Source organism: Roseateles toxinivorans (genome assembly GCF_004362525.1).
GTDB lineage: Bacteria > Pseudomonadota > Gammaproteobacteria > Burkholderiales > Burkholderiaceae_C > Paucibacter > Paucibacter toxinivorans.
The window spans coordinates 1197789-1212552 of sequence record NZ_SNXS01000001.1 but is presented as its reverse complement, the minus strand read 5'-3'; the positions used below and the strand labels follow the sequence as shown (position 1 = coordinate 1212552).

The window sequence follows — 14764 nt, the reverse complement described above, 5'->3', positions numbered from 1 at the left end:
CCAGAGCTACAGCCAACCACAGCAGCCTGGCTGGGCACAGCGGCAGGCCAATCGGCCTTCGTGGTGGGTGGCGCCGTAGCCGACGGTGATTTCGTCACCGGGGGCTAGCGCCCGCAGGGCAAAGAATTCGACCTGCCCGTCCTGCACCGAGATGCGTGCGTTGGGCGAACAGGAGTGATTGGTGAAGCGCATCGGGTCGGATGAACGGCTGGCGTCGATCGCCCGGCTGCTGGAGAGCTCGACCAGCATGATGCGGCTCAGCCCCTGGGCGCGGCGCCGTGCCTCGGCCACGGTGATGGCCTCGCCGGTCAGCTCGCCGAGCTTGGTGCCGGCTGGTACCGGCTCGTCGGCGAACACGCCAAAACCGTCGATGCGGCTGCGCCGCACGTTGACGGCAACGAGTTGATGGGCGGGGCTGAACGCAAGGGCCAAAACCGGTTTACCGCAACAGGCCGGATTCGGCTCCGTGCACCGGCAAATCGACACGCGGTGCGGGCTTCCAGCCCTTCTTGGCCTGTTCCACCACCACATTGGTGTAGATGCCGCCGCGCACAAACCATTTGGCCGTGATGCGGATGAAGCGCGGGTTTGTGGCCTTGATGATGTCGTCCATGATTGTGTTGGTCACCTTTTCATGGAAGGCGCCCTCGTCGCGGTAGCTCCACATATACATCTTCAGGCTCTTCAGCTCGACGCAGTGCTTGTCGGCAATCATGTCGATGGTGAAGTGGGCGAAGTCGGGCTGGCCGGTCAACGGGCAGTGGCAGGTGAACTCCGGGATCTGGAACTGGATCACGTAGTCGCGTTCCGGCGCCGGATTCGGAAACACGTGCAACTCTTTGCTCGGACGCGAGGGCGGGTTCGGAGGCATCTCACGTTGCTTGGGAGCTGCTTTGGACGGGGTTTTGGCCATGATGAGGTGATGCTGGCGCAGGCGCCGATGTGCAAAACCTCGATGGTATCATCCAGGCCATTCAAAGCGCCTTGTCCGGGCGCTTTTCTTCAGGAAAATCAACGGCTTAGATGGTTTCAAGGCACTCGCGTCCATGCGTCTGAATTCGATCAAGCTTTCGGGTTTCAAGAGTTTTGCCGAGCCCACCAACTTCCAGCTGCCCGGGCAGCTGGTCGGCGTGGTGGGTCCGAACGGCTGCGGCAAGTCCAACATCATGGATGCCGTGCGCTGGGTGCTGGGCGAGTCGAAAGCGTCCGAGCTGCGCGGCGAGTCGATGCAGGACGTGATCTTCAATGGCTCGGGCCTGCGCAAGCCGGCCAGCCGCGCCAGCGTCGAGCTGGTGTTCAGCAATGAAGATGCCCGCGCCGGTGGCCAGTGGAACCAGTTCACCGAGATCGCCGTGAAGCGCGTGCTGACCCGCGACGGCACCAGCAGCTACTTCATCAACAACCAGCCGGTGCGCCGCCGCGATGTGCAGGACGTGTTCCTGGGTACGGGCCTGGGCCCGCGCGCCTACGCGATCATCGGCCAGGGCACGATCAGCCGCATCATCGAGAGCAAGCCCGAAGAGCTGCGCATGTTCCTCGAGGAGGCTGCCGGCGTCTCGAAGTACAAGGAGCGCCGCCGCGAGACCGAGAACCGGCTGCGCGACACGCGCGAGAACCTGACCCGCGTCGAAGACATTCTGCGCGAGCTCAACAACAACCTCGACAAGCTGGAGAAGCAGGCCGAGGTCGCCGCCACCTACCGCGGCTTGCAGGACTCGGGCACCCTGAAGCTGCACCAGCTGTGGTTCCTGAAGCACCGCGATGCCTCTGGCGAGCAGGAGCGGGTGAAGAAGGAAGCGTCCGACGCCACCATCGCGCTGGAGGCCCGGCTGGCCGAGCTGCGCCATGTCGAGGCCGAGCTGGAGACGGTGCGCCAGGCCCATTACGCCGCCGGCGACGAACTGCACGCCGCCCAGGGCCGCATGGCCGAGGCCGCGCTGGAGGTCAGCCGGCTGGAGGAGCGCATCCGCTACGTCGTCGAAGGGCGCCAGCGCGTCGAGCAGCGCCTGATCGAGCTGAAGACCCAGACCGAGAGCTGGGAAGAGCGCCAGGCTCAGGCCGACGAGGAGCTGGAGAACATCGCCATCCAGATCGCCACGGCCGAGGAGCAGAGCGAGATCATGGCCGCCCAGGCCGAAGAGCAGGCGATGAACCTGCCAAATCAGGAAGACGCGGTGCGCGCAGCGCAGGCCAAGGCCAATGAGCAGCGCACGCTGGTCACCCAGGTGCAGCAGCAGATCCAGGTCTTGGCCGCCGACAGCCGCAATATCGACGAGCAATCACGCCAGCTGCGCGGCCGCCGCGAGCGCCTGGCCACCGAGCGCCAGGGCCTGGCAACACCTGACACCGCCAAGCTGCAGGATCTGCAACAGCAGACCGCAGCCGCCAGCGAAGCGCAGGAAATGGCCGACGCCCGCCTGCACGAGCTGACCGAGGAAGTGCCGGCGCTGGACGAGGCGCGCAAGGCCAAGCAGGCCGACGCCAACACGCAGCTGGCCCGGCAATCCGACCTGTCCGCACGTCTCGAAGCGCTGCGCGCGCTGCAGGAAAAGGTCCAGACCGAGGGCAAGCTCAAGCCCTGGCTCGCCAAGCATGGGCTGGACGGCCTGCAAGGTCTGTGGACCAAGCTGCACATCGAGACCGGCTGGGAGAACGCGCTCGAGGCGGCGCTGCGCGAACGGATGGGCGCGCTGGCCGTGGGCCGACTGGAAACGGTGCGCGCCTTCGCCGCCGACGCGCCGCCGGCCCGCTTCGCCTTCTACACGGCGCCCGAGGCCGCGATTGCCAATACGCACGAGACGCTGTCCAAGCTCAGTGACCTGCTGCGCCTGAATGATGCGGGCTTGAAGGCGCTGATGAACGATTGGCTGGAGGGTGTCTACACCGCCGCCCACATCGACGAGGCGCTGGCCAACCGCGCCAGGCTGACCCATGGCGAGGTCATCATGACCCGCGAAGGCCATGCGGTGAGCCAGTTCGCCGTCAGCTTCTACGCGCCCGATTCCGAGCAGGCAGGCCTCCTGGCCAGGGCGCAGGAGATCGAGAATCTGGAGCGTGAGGTGAGGGCTCAATCCTTCATCGCGGAGGATGCCAAGAGCGCGCTGATACGCGCCGAGGCCGCTTACACCGAGGCCTCGCAACGCCTGGTCGGCGTGCGCCGCGAGGCCACCGAGGTGCAGACCCGCGCGCACCAGCTGCAGGTCGAGCTGCTGCGGCTGACACAACAGGCCGAGGCCTCCAGCACGCGCCGCAAGCAGCTCGAAGACGAGTTGTTCGAGATCGACGCGCAGGCGGAAGGCCTGGCCGAGCGCCGCGCCACCGGCGAGGGCCGCTTCGAAGAGCTGGACATCCAGCTGGGCAATACGCAGGAGCGCCACGCCGAGCTGGAAGATGCGGTGATCGCCGCCGAGCGTCGCCTGACAGACGCCCGCGAGCAGCAACGCGCGCTGGAGCGCAAGGCGCAGGAGGCGCAGTTCAGCGCCCGTGCCCTGGCAGCGCGCCGGGGTGAGCTGCAGCGCGCGCTGGAGACCGCGGCCCAGCAGATGGCCACCAATGCACAGACGGCGGAAGCCTTGCAGCAGGAGCTGACGACGCTCAACGACGCCGCCGCCCAGGCCGGTCTGCAGGATGCGCTGGCCGTGAAGCTCGACCGCGAAACGGCCCTGGCCGCCACACGCAGCAGCTATGACGACCTGACCCTGCGCCTGAAGCGGGCCGACGAGCAGCGCATGGAATTCGAGCGCAGCCTGGAGCCGCTGCGCGCGAGCATCACAAAGCTGCAGCTGGAAGAGCAGGCGGCCCAGCTCGGTGGTGCGCAGTACATGGAGCAGCTGACGGCGGCCGAGGTCGATCTTGAAGCGCTGGCCAAGTCGATCGAAGAAGGCAGCGTCAAGCTCTACGGACTGCAGGGCGAGATCGACCGCATCAACCGCGAGATCGCGGCCCTGGGCGCTGTCAATCTGGCCGCGCTCGACGAGCTGACCGCAGCGCGCGAGCGCAAGCATTTCCTCGATTCGCAGACGGCCGACCTGACCGATGCGATGAAGACGCTGGAAGACGCGATCCACAAGATCGACCTCGAAACCCGCGATCTGCTTGGGAATACCTTCCGCCAGGTCAACGAGCATTTCGGCCGCATGTTCCCGATACTGTTCGGCGGCGGCAACGCCCGGCTGCAGATGACCGGTGACGAGATCCTGGATGCCGGCGTGCAGGTGATCGCCCAGCCGCCGGGCAAGAAGAACAGTTCCATCCACCTGCTGTCCGGTGGCGAGAAGGCGCTGACGGCGATTGCGCTGGTGTTTGCGATCTTCCAGCTGAACCCGGCGCCGTTCTGCCTGCTGGACGAGGTCGACGCGCCGCTGGACGATGCCAACACCGAGCGCTATGCGAAGCTGGTGTCGCAGATGAGCGAGAGCACGCAGTTCCTGTTCATCTCGCACAACAAGATTGCGATGGAAATGGCCAAGCAGCTGATCGGCGTGACGATGCAGGAGCAGGGCGTGTCGCGCATCGTGGCCGTCGATATGGACGCTGCGCTGTCGCTGGCCGAGGCGGCATGAGCCACAACTACACAGAAAAGAGGATGGCTAGATGACCTTGACGATAGCCCTGGCCATATTGGGAGGCCTGGTACTCGCCGCCGTGATCGCCCATGGCGCCTGGACGGCGCGCAAGGCCGGCCCGCGCCGTGCCGATGAGCAGCTCGAGCCGCAGATGCGTGAGCCCAGCCTCGGCGAAGCCGCCAGCTCGGCCGAGGCCGCGGCGCTGGAGCCCAGCCTGGAGCAGGACGACAACAGCCGTGTCGCACTGAAACCGGTGGCGCGCAAGCCCTCGCAGCGGCTGGACGCGCTGATCGACGCCATCGCCACCTTGACCCTGGACGCACCGCTCAGCGGCGAGGTCGCCCTGGCCCACTACCCGCCGACCCGCCGCGCCGGCACCAAGCCCTTTCACATCGAGGGGCTGAACACCGTCACCGGCGAGTGGGAACTGCCCGCGCCTGGCCAGCATTACGGCGAGTTCCAGGCCGGCGTGCAACTGGCCAACCGCAATGGCGCGCTGAACCAGATCGAGTACTCGGAGTTCGTGCAGAAGGTCGAGGGCTTTGCCGAGGGGCTGGGCGCCTTCGCCCAATTCCCGGATATGGCCGACGTGGTCGGCCGCGCCCGCGAGCTCGACCAGTTCGCCAGCGAACATGACGCCCAGCTGGCCGTCGTGCTGCGTTCGCGAGGTGCGGCCTGGACGGTGGGCTATGTGCAGCAGATGGCGGCGCGCCACGGCTTTGTGCCAGGCGCCGTGCCCGGCCGACTGGTGATGGCTTCCGAGGAAGAGGGCGCGCCGCCGCTGCTGGTGCTGAGCTTCGACGCCCAGGCCGCGCTGGCCGAAGACCCGCAGCAGAGCTCGGTACGCGAGCTGAGCCTGAGCCTGGACGTGCCGCAGACGCCCGAGGCCGCCGAGCCGTTCGCCGCCTGGCAGCATGCGGCGCGCTCGATCGGCGCGGACATCGGCGCCGAAGTCACCGACGACCGCGCCCAGCCGGTCAATCTGCATGCCTTCGCCAGCATCGGTCAGGAACTGGGCGTGCTGTACCACGCGCTGGCCTCCCGCGACCTGGCGGCCGGCACCCTGGCCGCGCGCCGGCTGTTCAGCTGATCACAAGAACATACCGCCCGAGGCCTCAATGCGCTGGGCATTGATCCAGCGGTTGGCCGGCGCCAGCAGCGAGGCGATCACGCCGCCGATATCGTCCGGCAGGCCGACTCGGCCCAGCGCCGTCTGCGAGGCGACGAACTGGTTCAGCTGCGCGTTGTCACGCACGGCGCCGCCGCCGAAATCGGTCGCTATGGCACCGGGCGCCACCACGTTGACGGCAATGCCGCGCGCGCCCAGCTCCTTGGCCATGTATTTGCTCAGCACCTCGATCGCGCCCTTCATCGCCGCATAGGCGCCATAGCCGGGCAGGGCGAAGCGGGTCAGGCCGCTGGAGATATTGACGATGCGGCCGCCGTCGGCCAGCAGCGGCAGCAGCTGTTGCGTCAGGAAGAACACGCCTTTCAGGTGGATGTTGACCATGTCGTCGAACTGGGCCTCGGTCGTTTCCATCAGGCTGGCATGGGCGCCGGCGCCGGCGTTGTTGACCAGCGCATCGAAGCTCTCGCGCTGCCAGACGGTGGCCAGTTGCTGACGCACCTGCGCAGCAAAGTCGCCGAAGCCGGCGCTTTTGGCCACATCGAGTTGCAACGCCACGGCGCGGCGGCCCAGGCCTTCGATTTCAGCGACGACGGCGTCAGCCTCGGCACGGGCGCTGCGGTAGGTCAGGATCACGTCGCTGCCTTGGCGGGCCAGATGCAGGGCGGTGTTCTTGCCCAGGCCGCGGCTGCCGCCGGTGACGAGGGTGATGGGTGCTTGGTTCATGACTTGCACTTTCAGGGTGGGTTGCGATGAAGAGAAGTCTATTGAGCAAGCCGTTTCACATAAACTAGCTGATTCTGATTTGTTTGTTCTTAAATGCCAGAACAATGAGCCCACTCGAACGCATACAGATCTTCCATCGCGTGGCCGAGTTGGCCAGCTTCAGCCAGGCAGCGGCCAGCCTGGGTCTGCCCAAGGCCAGCGCGTCAACCGCCGTCCAGCAGCTCGAAAGCCAGCTGGGTGCGCGCCTGCTGCACCGCACGACCCGGCGCGTGCAGCTGACGCAGGATGGCCAGGCCTTCTATGAACGCAGCAAGGACGTGCTGGCCGATATGGACGAGCTGCAGGCGATGTTCCAGCAGCATGGCGCCACCGGGCTGACGGGCCGAGTAAGGCTGGACATGAGCAGCGGCTTTGCGCGCCACATCGTCATTCCCCGCCTGCCCGAGCTGCTGGCACAGCATCCGCTGCTGGCCGTCGAGCTGAGCAGCACCGAGCGCCGGGTGGACCTGGTGCGCGAGGGTTTTGATTGCGTGCTGCGTACCGGCAACGTGGTGGACACCAGCCTGATCGCCCGGCCGCTGGGTGCTGTACGCCTGCTGAACTGTGCCAGCCCCGCCTATCTGCAGGCCTTCGGCGTGCCACAGACGCTGGACGACCTGGCCCGGCACCGGTTGGTCCACTTCGTCGGCACGCTGGGCGCCAAGTCGGGAGGCTTCGAATACGTCGATGAGGCCGGCGCGCCGCAAAGCATCGCCATGGCAGGCGCGGTGACCGTCAACAACGCCGAGTCCTACTCCGCAGCCTGCCTGGCGGGCCTGGGCATCATCCAGGTGCCCTGGATTGGCGCGGCCGACCCGCTGCGCGATGGCAGGCTGGTCGAGGTGCTGCCTCAGTTCTCGGCACCGGCCATGCCGCTGAACCTGCTCTATGCCAACCGGCGCAATCTGTCCCGGCGGGTGCGGGTGGTGATGGACTGGCTGGCCGCGGTCGTAGCCGACGCACGGATTGACGGTTAGCCAGCCTGCGCCAGCCGGGGCGCCCGCTGGCCACCCAGGGTCAGCCAGGTCAGCGCCAGCGCGATGAAGGCACCGCCGGCCATGCCCACCACCATGGGTAGTGGCTTGTTGCCGATGAAGGGGCCGCTCACGGCCATCAGCACCGCGCCGGTCAGCATCTGCAGTGTGCCCAGCAGAGCCGAGGCCGTGCCGGCGATGGCGCCATGGTCCTCCAGCGCCAGCACCGAGGTGCTCGGTATCACCAGGCCCATGAAGGCACTGGCGACGAAATACAGGCCTATCAACACCGCCAACTCGTCGCCGCCGGCCAGGTAGTAGCCGAGCAGCAGCACCAGCGGCACGGCACTGGCGATGGCCGCCACCTTGACCACCGGCACCAGGCCGAAACGCTCGCTGAGGCGGCCGGTGAACTGCGACATGCCGATGAAGGCTGCGGCATTCAACGCGAAGGCCAGGCTGTACTGCGTGGGCGTCAGGCCGTAGTGGTCGATCAGCACAAAGGGCGAATTGGCCAGATAGATGAAGAAGCCGCCCATCGCAAAGCTGCCGATGAAGACCAGGCCCAGATAGTGCCGGTCGCGCAGCAGCAGCGCATAGCCGCGCAGTGCGCTGCCCAGGCTGCTTTCCAGCCGCGCCGCGGGCGGCCGGGTTTCCTTCAGCACCGAGCCGGTCAGCACCAGGCCGATCAGCGCCGCGATCGTCACGGCCCAGAACACGCCACGCCAGCTGCTCAGCGCGATCACCGCGCTGCCGGCCAAGGGCGCAAGGATGGGCGAGACGCTGAACACCAGCATCAGCAGCGACATCAGCTTGGTCGCCTCGGTGCCAGTGTGCAGATCGCGCACGATGGCGCGCGGTATTGCCATGCCGGCGGCCGCGCCCAGACCCTGCAGCAGGCGCAGGACGATCAAGGTGTCGATATCGGTGGCCAACGCGCAGCCAACGCTGGTCAACGCGAACAGGCCCAGGCCGAAATACAGCGGCGGCTTGCGCCCCACCATGTCCGATACCGGGCCGTAGAGCAGCTGGCCCAGGCCCAGCGAGAGGAAGAAGGCGGTCAGGCTCATCTGCACACCGCTGCTGTTGGCGCCCAGGCTCGCGCCGATGGCGGGCAGGGCGGGCAGGTACATATCGATGGCAAACGGGCCGATGGCCGAGAGCAGGCCCAGCACGAGGGCTATCTTGAAGAAGCGTGAGGTCATCAAGCAATTGTCCCAGAGCGGGCCGAAGGATGCTTGCCGCCCGCAGCATGAACCGGGCGGGCGACCGGCTTCGGACGCGCGTTCAGCGGCTTTCATATGATGGCGGCTACTTGACAGGTTCTGTCACGCTAGCCCTCGCGGCCCTTCCAGGAGATTCGAGTCATGCATGCAACTGCCATCGAGCAGCTGAGAGAAGAGTACGAGCGCCATGGGGTCGTTTGCCTGCGCGGCGTGCTCAAGCCCACCGAGGTTGACCGCCTGCGCGAAGGCATAGACGCCAACCTGGCCACGCCGAGCCCTCGCGCCAAGGTGGCCAGCCGGCCCGACGATCCCGGCTTCTTCATCGAGGACTTTTGCAACTGGCAGGAGAACGCCGCTTATCGGGAAGTCATCACCCAGTCGGCGCTGGCCGCCCTGGCCGCGCAGCTGACCGGCAGCAGGACGATTCGCCTCTATCACGACCATATGCTGACCAAGGAATCAGGCACGCAGCAGCGCACGCCCTGGCACCAGGACCAGCCCTATTACAACGTCGAGGGCAGCCAGAACGTCAGCTTCTGGATTCCGGTGGATCCGGTGTCGCGCGCCTCCACGCTTGAGTTCGTCGCGGGCTCGCACCGGGGGCCGTGGCTGATGCCGCGAACCTTCATGAGCAACGAGGCCAGATGGTTTCCCGAGGGCAGCCTCGCCGATCTGCCCGATATCGAGGCCGATCGCGCGGCCTACGACATCCTCGGCTGGGCCATGGAGCCCGGCGATGCCCTGGCCTTCAATATGCTGACCTTGCATGCTTCGGCGGGGCTTGAGCCCGGCAGAAGGCGGCGGGCCTTCTCGGTGCGCATGCTGGGCGACGATATGCGGCACGCACCCCGCCGCTGGAAGACGTCTCCGGATTTCCCAGGACTGACCGATCAGCTGCCGGAGGGGGCGCCTATGGATCACCCCCTGTTCCCGGTGCTGTGGCCTTGATCGATCGCCGGCGGTGCGCCGGCAGGCAGGACGCGCCTCCACCATGGCATCTCCATGCCGGCGAAGCCGTGCGGCCGGGTGCCGCTGTGTGGGCACAATGATGCCCATGAGCCAGACCGAAAATCCAGAAATCGCCGCCGCCCGCGCCGCAGCGCTGCGCGAGCAGATCCATCGCCACGCTCAGCTGTACTACGTCCAGGACGCTCCGGAACTGCCCGATGCCGAGTACGACAAGCTGTTCCAGGAGCTGCAGGCCATCGAGGCCGCACACCCGGAGCTGCTGACGCCCGACTCACCGACGCAGCGGGTCATCGGCAAGGTGCTGGACGGCTTCACGCCGGTGCGCCATGCGGTGGCCATGCTGAGCATACGCACCGAGACCGATACCGAGGCCAGTGGCGCGCGCAGTTTCGATGAGCGGGTACGCCGGGAGCTGAAGCTGGGGGCGGACGCGCCGCCGGTCGAATACGCCGCCGAGCTGAAGTTCGACGGCCTGGCGATGAATCTGCGCTACGAGCGGGGCCTGCTCGTGCAGGCGGCCACGCGGGGCGACGGCGAGACCGGCGAGGACGTGACGCAGAATGTGCGCACCATAGGCCAGATACCGCTGCGCCTCAGTGGCTGCACGGCGCCGGTGCTGGAGGTGCGCGGCGAGGTCTATATGCGCCGCGATGACTTCGAGGCGCTGAACGAGCGCCAGCTGGCGGCCAACGAGAAGACCTTTGTCAACCCGCGTAATACCGCTGCCGGCGCCATCCGCCAGCTCGACCCGGCACTGGCCGCACAGCGGCCGCTGAGCTTCTTCGCCTACGGCCTGGGCGAGGTGCAGGGCTGGGACGTGCCGGCCACCCACAGCGCGATGCTCGATGCGCTGCAAACCTTCGGCCTGCCGGTCTGTGCCGATCGCGCCGTCGTGCAGGGCGCCGAGGGCCTGGTCTCCTTTCACCAGGCGATGGGCGCCAAGCGCGACCAACTGCCCTTCGACATCGACGGCATCGTCTACAAGGTCAACAGCCTGGAGCTGCAGCGCCAGCTGGGCTTTGTGACGCGCGAGCCGCGCTGGGCGGTGGCGCACAAGTACCCGGCCCAGGAGCAGGTCACGCGCCTGAACGGCATCGACATCCAGGTCGGCCGCACCGGCAAGCTTACGCCGGTGGCCAAGCTGGAGCCGGTGTTCGTCGGCGGCACGACGGTCAGCAATGCGACGCTGCACAATCTGTTCGAGCTACGCCGCAAGAAGGTGCGCGTCGGCGATCAGGTGATCGTGCGCCGCGCCGGTGATGTGATTCCGGAGATCGTCGGCGTGGTTCCGGGTGTGCGCCCGAGCTATGTGCCCAACTTCCGCATGCCCAAGGCCTGTCCGATCTGCGCCAGTGCCGTGGCCCGGGAGCGGGGCGGCATCGATCACCGCTGCACCGGCGGCCTGTTCTGCCCGGCCCAGCGCAAGCAGGCGATGCTGCATTTCGCCGGTCGCCGTGCGCTGGACATCGAGGGCCTGGGCGACAAGCTGGTCGATCAGTTGGTCGATGCAGGCATCGTCACCAGCCTGCCGGGCCTGTACAAGCTGGGCGTGGCCAAGCTGGCGGCGCTTGACCGCATGGCCGAGAAGAGCGCGCAGAACATCGTCGATGCGCTGGAGAAGAGCAAGAACACGACGCTGGCGCGCTTTCTGTTCGGTCTGGGCATACGCCAGATCGGCGAGGCGACGGCCAAGGATCTGGCGCGGCATTTCGGCAGCATGGACCGCATCATGGACGCCAGCGTCGAGCAGCTGCTGGAGGTGCGCGACGTCGGTCCCATCGTCGCGCAAAGCATCCACCAGTTCTTCCAGCAGCCGCACAACCGCGAGGTCGTCGAGCAGCTGCGCGCGGCCGGCCTGAGCTGGGAGGAGGGCGACGGCGCCGGCGAGCAAGGCCCGCGCCCTCTGCTGGGCAAGACGCTGGTGCTGACCGGCACGCTGCCGACCCTGAGCCGCGATGCGGCCAAGGACATGATAGAGGCCGCCGGCGGCAAGGTCAGCGGCTCGGTGTCGAAGAAGACCCACTACGTCGTCGCCGGCGACGAGGCCGGCTCCAAGCTCGACAAGGCCCGCGAGCTGGGCCTGGTGGTGCTGGACGAGGCTGGGCTGCTGGCCTTGCTGGAGCAGCCGCCCACCTGAAGCTCAAGGGTTCTTGGCGCCGATCAGGCCAACGGCCAGCGCCGTGCCCGCCAGCACGATGGCGCAGCCGATGGCCATCTGCAGATTGAAGGCTTCGCCTAGGAAGGCGAAGCCCCAGACAACGGCGAACACCGGGATCAGAAAGGTCACGGCAATCGTGTTGGTCGGGCCGACCCTTGACATCAGCCGGAAGAACAGGATGTAGGCCACCCCGGAGCACAGGAGGGCCAGCAGAGTCACGCCCATCCAGGCCTGGGCGCTGGGGTTGACGGCGGGCCACAGCAGGGCCGCCGGCACGGCCAGGGTCAGGGCCGAGAACATCTGGCTGCCGGTGGCCACGGCGAGCGGGGCCACATGGCTCAGATAGCGCTTGTTGAAGATGGCCGCCACACCATAGCTGGCCGCCGCCACCAGGCAGGCGACGATGGCCCAGCCGCTGCCGCCGGTCTTGAAGCTGGCCTTGTCCCAGGCGAGAAAGATCACGCCGGCAAAGCCTATCGCCAGGCCCAGCATGCGCAGCGGGCTCAGGCGTTGGCTGAGCCAGATCCAGGCGACGATGGCGCCAAACAGCGGCGTGGTCGCATTCATGATGCTGGACAGGCCGGCCGTGATCGACAGTGCGGCATAGCTGAAGCAGATGAAGGGCAGGCTGCAATTCATCAGGCTGACAAGGAACAGCGGCCGCCAGGCCGTGCGCAACTGGCCCAGGCCGGCTTGCCCCGAGCGCAGGGCCAGCAGCGGCAGCAGCATCAGGCTGGCGCCGGTGACGCGCATCGCCGCCATGGCGATGGGCCCGAACTCATGGGCGCCGAGACGCATGAACAGAAACGAGGCGCCCCAGATCGCCGCCAGCAGGGTCAGCTCGCCAAAATCGAATGCCTTCATGCGTCGGCTGGCGCCAGCACGCCCTCCAGTTCCAGCAGCGCGGTCTTGCGCTCCAGGCCACCGGCATAGCCGGTCAGGTCGCCATCACGGCCCAGCACGCGGTGGCAGGGCACGACGATGGACAAAGGGTTGCGGCCCACCGCCGCGCCGACGGCACGCACCGCGCTGGGCGCATGCACGGCCTCGGCCAGTTCGCCATAGCTCAGGGTCGTGCCGCAGGGGATCTTCAGCAGGCCGGCCCAGACGGCCTGCTGGAAGGTCGTGCCCTCCAGCGCCAGCGGCAGCTCGAAGCGCTTGCGCTGCCCGGCAAAGTACTCGCCCAGCTGGCGGGCCGCTTCATTGAGCAGCGGGTCGTGCTCATCGACCTCGGCCTGCAACACCCCTGGATGGTGCTTCTGCTCGGCAAACCAGATGCCCGACAGGCCCTGCGCGCTGCGCGCCACCGTCAGTGCGCCCAGGGGGGTCAGGACTTGCCGTTGCTTGCTGTGATGACTGGTGTTCATGAGAGCTCGGTGGAAGAAGGGGCCGTCGCGCGCCAAAGACGCATTACCGCATAGCTGCGATAGGGCTGCCAGGCTTGCGACAATTCCAGCACCCTTTTAGGGCTGGGCAGGGGTTCACCGGGCGTGGCCAGCTGCTTGCGCAGGACCACATCGCCGGGCAAGAAGGCGTCGGGCCAGCTCCAGATGCGCATCAGCATATAGCTGGCCGTCCAGGGGCCGAGGCCGGGCAGGGCAATCAATTCCTGCTGCGCGGCCTGATGGGTGATCTGGCTGGCATGGGGTTGGTTGATCAGCAGCCTGGGCCAGGCCTCGGCCAGCAGCCTCAGCGCATCGGCACGGCGGGCAATGACGCCCAGGCTGGCGATGTCGTCGCGCGAGGCCGCGGCGATCTGTTCAGGCTCGGGGAACAAGCGCGTCAGGCCCTCGGGAGCGGCCTGCGCCAAGGGCGTGCCGAAGCGCTGGACGAAGCGGCTGGCCAGCGTGCGAGCGGCCGCCACCGTGACCTGCTGGCCCAGCACGGCACGCACGGCCAGCTCGAAGCGGTCCACACAGCCGGGCAGGCGCACGCCGGGCTGCTGGCAGGCATGGGCGGGCAGGGTGGCCAGGGCCGCGTCGATCTGCAGCGGGTCGGCATCTAGGTCCAGCCAGCGCCGCACCAGGGGCAGTATCGTGGCCGTGGCCGGCACCAGGCCCTCGCTGAGGCTCAGGCGCACCTGGGGCCGGTTGGCATCGAAGGTCACTTCGAGCCAGCCCTCACAGGACTTCCCTGCCTGGCCGGCCTGCCCTAGGCGCAGGCTGCGCCGGATGCTGCGTCTGGCCCTGTCAACCCGCTCGATGCCGGCGATGGCGCGGCGCTCCAGAAACTCCAGCAGCGCCTCCACATGGTAGGGCGGGCGGTAGGCCAGCAGCAGGGCCGAAGGCGTGTCAGCGGCCTCGGCCTTGCCCTCGCGGCGCAGGGCCGTGGGTTGCAGCCGGTAGTGTTCGATGAAGGCGGCGTTGAAGCGGCGCAGGCTGGCAAAGCCGGACTGCAGGGCGACCTGGGTGACGGGCAGGGCCGTGTCGGTCAGCAGGTGCTTGGCCAGCAGCAGGCGGCGCGTCTGCAGATACTGCAGCGGCGTCACCCCATGCTCGGCGGCAAATATGCGGCGCAGGTGGCGGCTGGTGATGCCCAGGTGGGCGGCGAGGTCCTCGACGCTGGCCTCGGCCTGGGTCTGGCCGTCGAGCCAGGCGGCGGCCTGCTGGGCCAGGGTCCTGGACGCATCCATGACAGACCAGCGCAGCGCGCCGCCCGGCGCCAACTCGGGCCGGCACTTCAGGCAGGGCCGGAAGGCCGCCGCCTCGGCCTGGGCCGCATGGGCGAAGAACACGCAGTTCTCGCGCTTCGGTGCGCGGACGCGGCAGATCGGCCGGCAATAGATGCCGGTGGACGTGACGCCGACGTACATCTTGCCGTCAAAGCGCGAGTCGCGAGCCTGGAGGGCGGCGTAGCAGGCGTCTGGCGAGAGTGGCAGCGAGGTCGGCAGGGAGTCCATGGGGCCATGATAGGCCTATGGGGTAGCCATTTTCGGACCTGTCGGTCCGGCATTCCTGCGGAATGAGCGGACCTGTGGGTCC

The 14764-nt window shown here is 67.5% G+C and carries 12 protein-coding genes; 5 read left to right on the top strand and 7 right to left on the bottom strand.

Annotation, left to right across the window (positions count from 1 at the left end):
* Window positions 1-6: 6 nt before the first annotated feature.
* Both DES47_RS05390 and queF read right to left on the bottom strand, forming a co-directional pair.
* The gene (locus DES47_RS05390; RefSeq protein WP_243748165.1) at window positions 7-432 is read right to left on the bottom strand and encodes an SET domain-containing protein; all 426 of its coding nucleotides are present in this window, start codon (window positions 430-432) and stop codon (window positions 7-9) included.
* 7 nt (window positions 433-439) lie between these two features.
* Window positions 440-871 carry a preQ(1) synthase gene (queF, locus tag DES47_RS05385; protein WP_425057407.1) on the bottom strand — a complete coding sequence of 144 codons (432 nt, stop codon included), beginning with the start codon at window positions 869-871 and terminating at the stop codon, window positions 440-442.
* Between the two features lie 175 nt (window positions 872-1046).
* Here queF and smc point away from each other — a divergent pair, with 175 nt between their 5' ends.
* Both smc and DES47_RS05375 read left to right on the top strand, forming a co-directional pair.
* Entirely contained in the window at window positions 1047-4562 is a 3516-nt protein-coding gene (gene smc / locus DES47_RS05380; RefSeq protein ID WP_133699589.1) for a chromosome segregation protein SMC, read from the top strand.
* A 31-nt stretch (window positions 4563-4593) separates the two neighbouring features.
* Complete coding sequence (locus tag DES47_RS05375) at window positions 4594-5655, top strand: cell division protein ZipA C-terminal FtsZ-binding domain-containing protein (RefSeq protein WP_133699588.1); 1062 nt, start codon at window positions 4594-4596, stop codon at window positions 5653-5655.
* Here DES47_RS05375 and DES47_RS05370 read toward each other — a convergent pair whose 3' ends face one another.
* A complete protein-coding gene (locus tag DES47_RS05370; protein ID WP_133699587.1) occupies window positions 5656-6417 on the bottom strand; it encodes an SDR family NAD(P)-dependent oxidoreductase in 762 nt (253 codons plus the stop codon).
* 104 nt (window positions 6418-6521) lie between these two features.
* Here DES47_RS05370 and DES47_RS05365 point away from each other — a divergent pair, with 104 nt between their 5' ends.
* Complete coding sequence (locus tag DES47_RS05365; RefSeq protein ID WP_133699586.1) at window positions 6522-7433, top strand: LysR family transcriptional regulator; 912 nt, start codon at window positions 6522-6524, stop codon at window positions 7431-7433.
* Here the strand turns inward: DES47_RS05365 and DES47_RS05360 are convergent.
* Window positions 7430-8635, bottom strand: coding sequence for a multidrug effflux MFS transporter (locus DES47_RS05360; RefSeq protein WP_425057406.1), 1206 nt, complete (start codon window positions 8633-8635; stop codon window positions 7430-7432). The genes DES47_RS05365 and DES47_RS05360 overlap by 4 nt on opposite strands.
* Window positions 8636-8797: 162 nt before the next feature.
* On the opposite strand from DES47_RS05360, the gene DES47_RS05355 reads away from it, so the two are divergent.
* Both DES47_RS05355 and ligA read left to right on the top strand, forming a co-directional pair.
* The gene (locus tag DES47_RS05355; RefSeq protein ID WP_133699584.1) at window positions 8798-9604 is read left to right on the top strand and encodes a phytanoyl-CoA dioxygenase family protein; all 807 of its coding nucleotides are present in this window, start codon (window positions 8798-8800) and stop codon (window positions 9602-9604) included.
* A gap of 106 nt (window positions 9605-9710) precedes the next feature.
* The gene (ligA, locus tag DES47_RS05350) at window positions 9711-11762 is read left to right on the top strand and encodes an NAD-dependent DNA ligase LigA (RefSeq protein ID WP_243748164.1); all 2052 of its coding nucleotides are present in this window, start codon (window positions 9711-9713) and stop codon (window positions 11760-11762) included.
* Window positions 11763-11765: 3 nt separating this feature from the next.
* Here ligA and DES47_RS05345 read toward each other — a convergent pair whose 3' ends face one another.
* From DES47_RS05345 to DES47_RS05335, 3 genes are read right to left on the bottom strand one after another with little or no spacing between them, the layout of a single operon-like run.
* Window positions 11766-12647: a DMT family transporter gene (locus tag DES47_RS05345; RefSeq protein ID WP_133699582.1), complete on the bottom strand. Its 882-nt coding sequence runs from the start codon at window positions 12645-12647 to the stop codon at window positions 11766-11768.
* Window positions 12644-13150 (bottom strand): methylated-DNA--[protein]-cysteine S-methyltransferase, encoded by a 507-nt coding sequence (locus DES47_RS05340; RefSeq protein WP_133699581.1) that lies wholly within the window; start codon window positions 13148-13150, stop codon window positions 12644-12646. The genes DES47_RS05345 and DES47_RS05340 overlap by 4 nt, the downstream gene beginning before the upstream one ends.
* On the bottom strand, window positions 13147-14682 hold the full coding sequence (locus DES47_RS05335) for an AlkA N-terminal domain-containing protein (RefSeq protein WP_133699580.1): 1536 nt from the start codon (window positions 14680-14682) through the stop codon (window positions 13147-13149). Before DES47_RS05335 ends, DES47_RS05340 begins: the two co-directional genes overlap by 4 nt.
* Window positions 14683-14764: the final 82 nt, after the last annotated feature.

What these genes read in the sequence shown, in the direction of transcription:
- queF (WP_425057407.1), bottom strand. Translation starts at nt 871, where the DNA reads ATGCCTCCGAACCCGCCCTCGCGTCCGAGCAAAGAGTTGCACGTGTTT.
- smc (WP_133699589.1), top strand. Translation starts at nt 1,047, where the DNA reads ATGCGTCTGAATTCGATCAAGCTTTCGGGTTTCAAGAGTTTTGCCGAG.
- DES47_RS05375 (WP_133699588.1), top strand. Translation starts at nt 4,594, where the DNA reads ATGACCTTGACGATAGCCCTGGCCATATTGGGAGGCCTGGTACTCGCC.
- DES47_RS05370 (WP_133699587.1), bottom strand. Translation starts at nt 6,417, where the DNA reads ATGAACCAAGCACCCATCACCCTCGTCACCGGCGGCAGCCGCGGCCTG.
- DES47_RS05365 (WP_133699586.1), top strand. Translation starts at nt 6,522, where the DNA reads ATGAGCCCACTCGAACGCATACAGATCTTCCATCGCGTGGCCGAGTTG.
- DES47_RS05360 (WP_425057406.1), bottom strand. Translation starts at nt 8,635, where the DNA reads ATGACCTCACGCTTCTTCAAGATAGCCCTCGTGCTGGGCCTGCTCTCG.
- DES47_RS05355 (WP_133699584.1), top strand. Translation starts at nt 8,798, where the DNA reads ATGCATGCAACTGCCATCGAGCAGCTGAGAGAAGAGTACGAGCGCCAT.
- ligA (WP_243748164.1), top strand. Translation starts at nt 9,711, where the DNA reads ATGAGCCAGACCGAAAATCCAGAAATCGCCGCCGCCCGCGCCGCAGCG.
- DES47_RS05345 (WP_133699582.1), bottom strand. Translation starts at nt 12,647, where the DNA reads ATGAAGGCATTCGATTTTGGCGAGCTGACCCTGCTGGCGGCGATCTGG.
- DES47_RS05340 (WP_133699581.1), bottom strand. Translation starts at nt 13,150, where the DNA reads ATGAACACCAGTCATCACAGCAAGCAACGGCAAGTCCTGACCCCCCTG.
- DES47_RS05335 (WP_133699580.1), bottom strand. Translation starts at nt 14,682, where the DNA reads ATGGACTCCCTGCCGACCTCGCTGCCACTCTCGCCAGACGCCTGCTAC.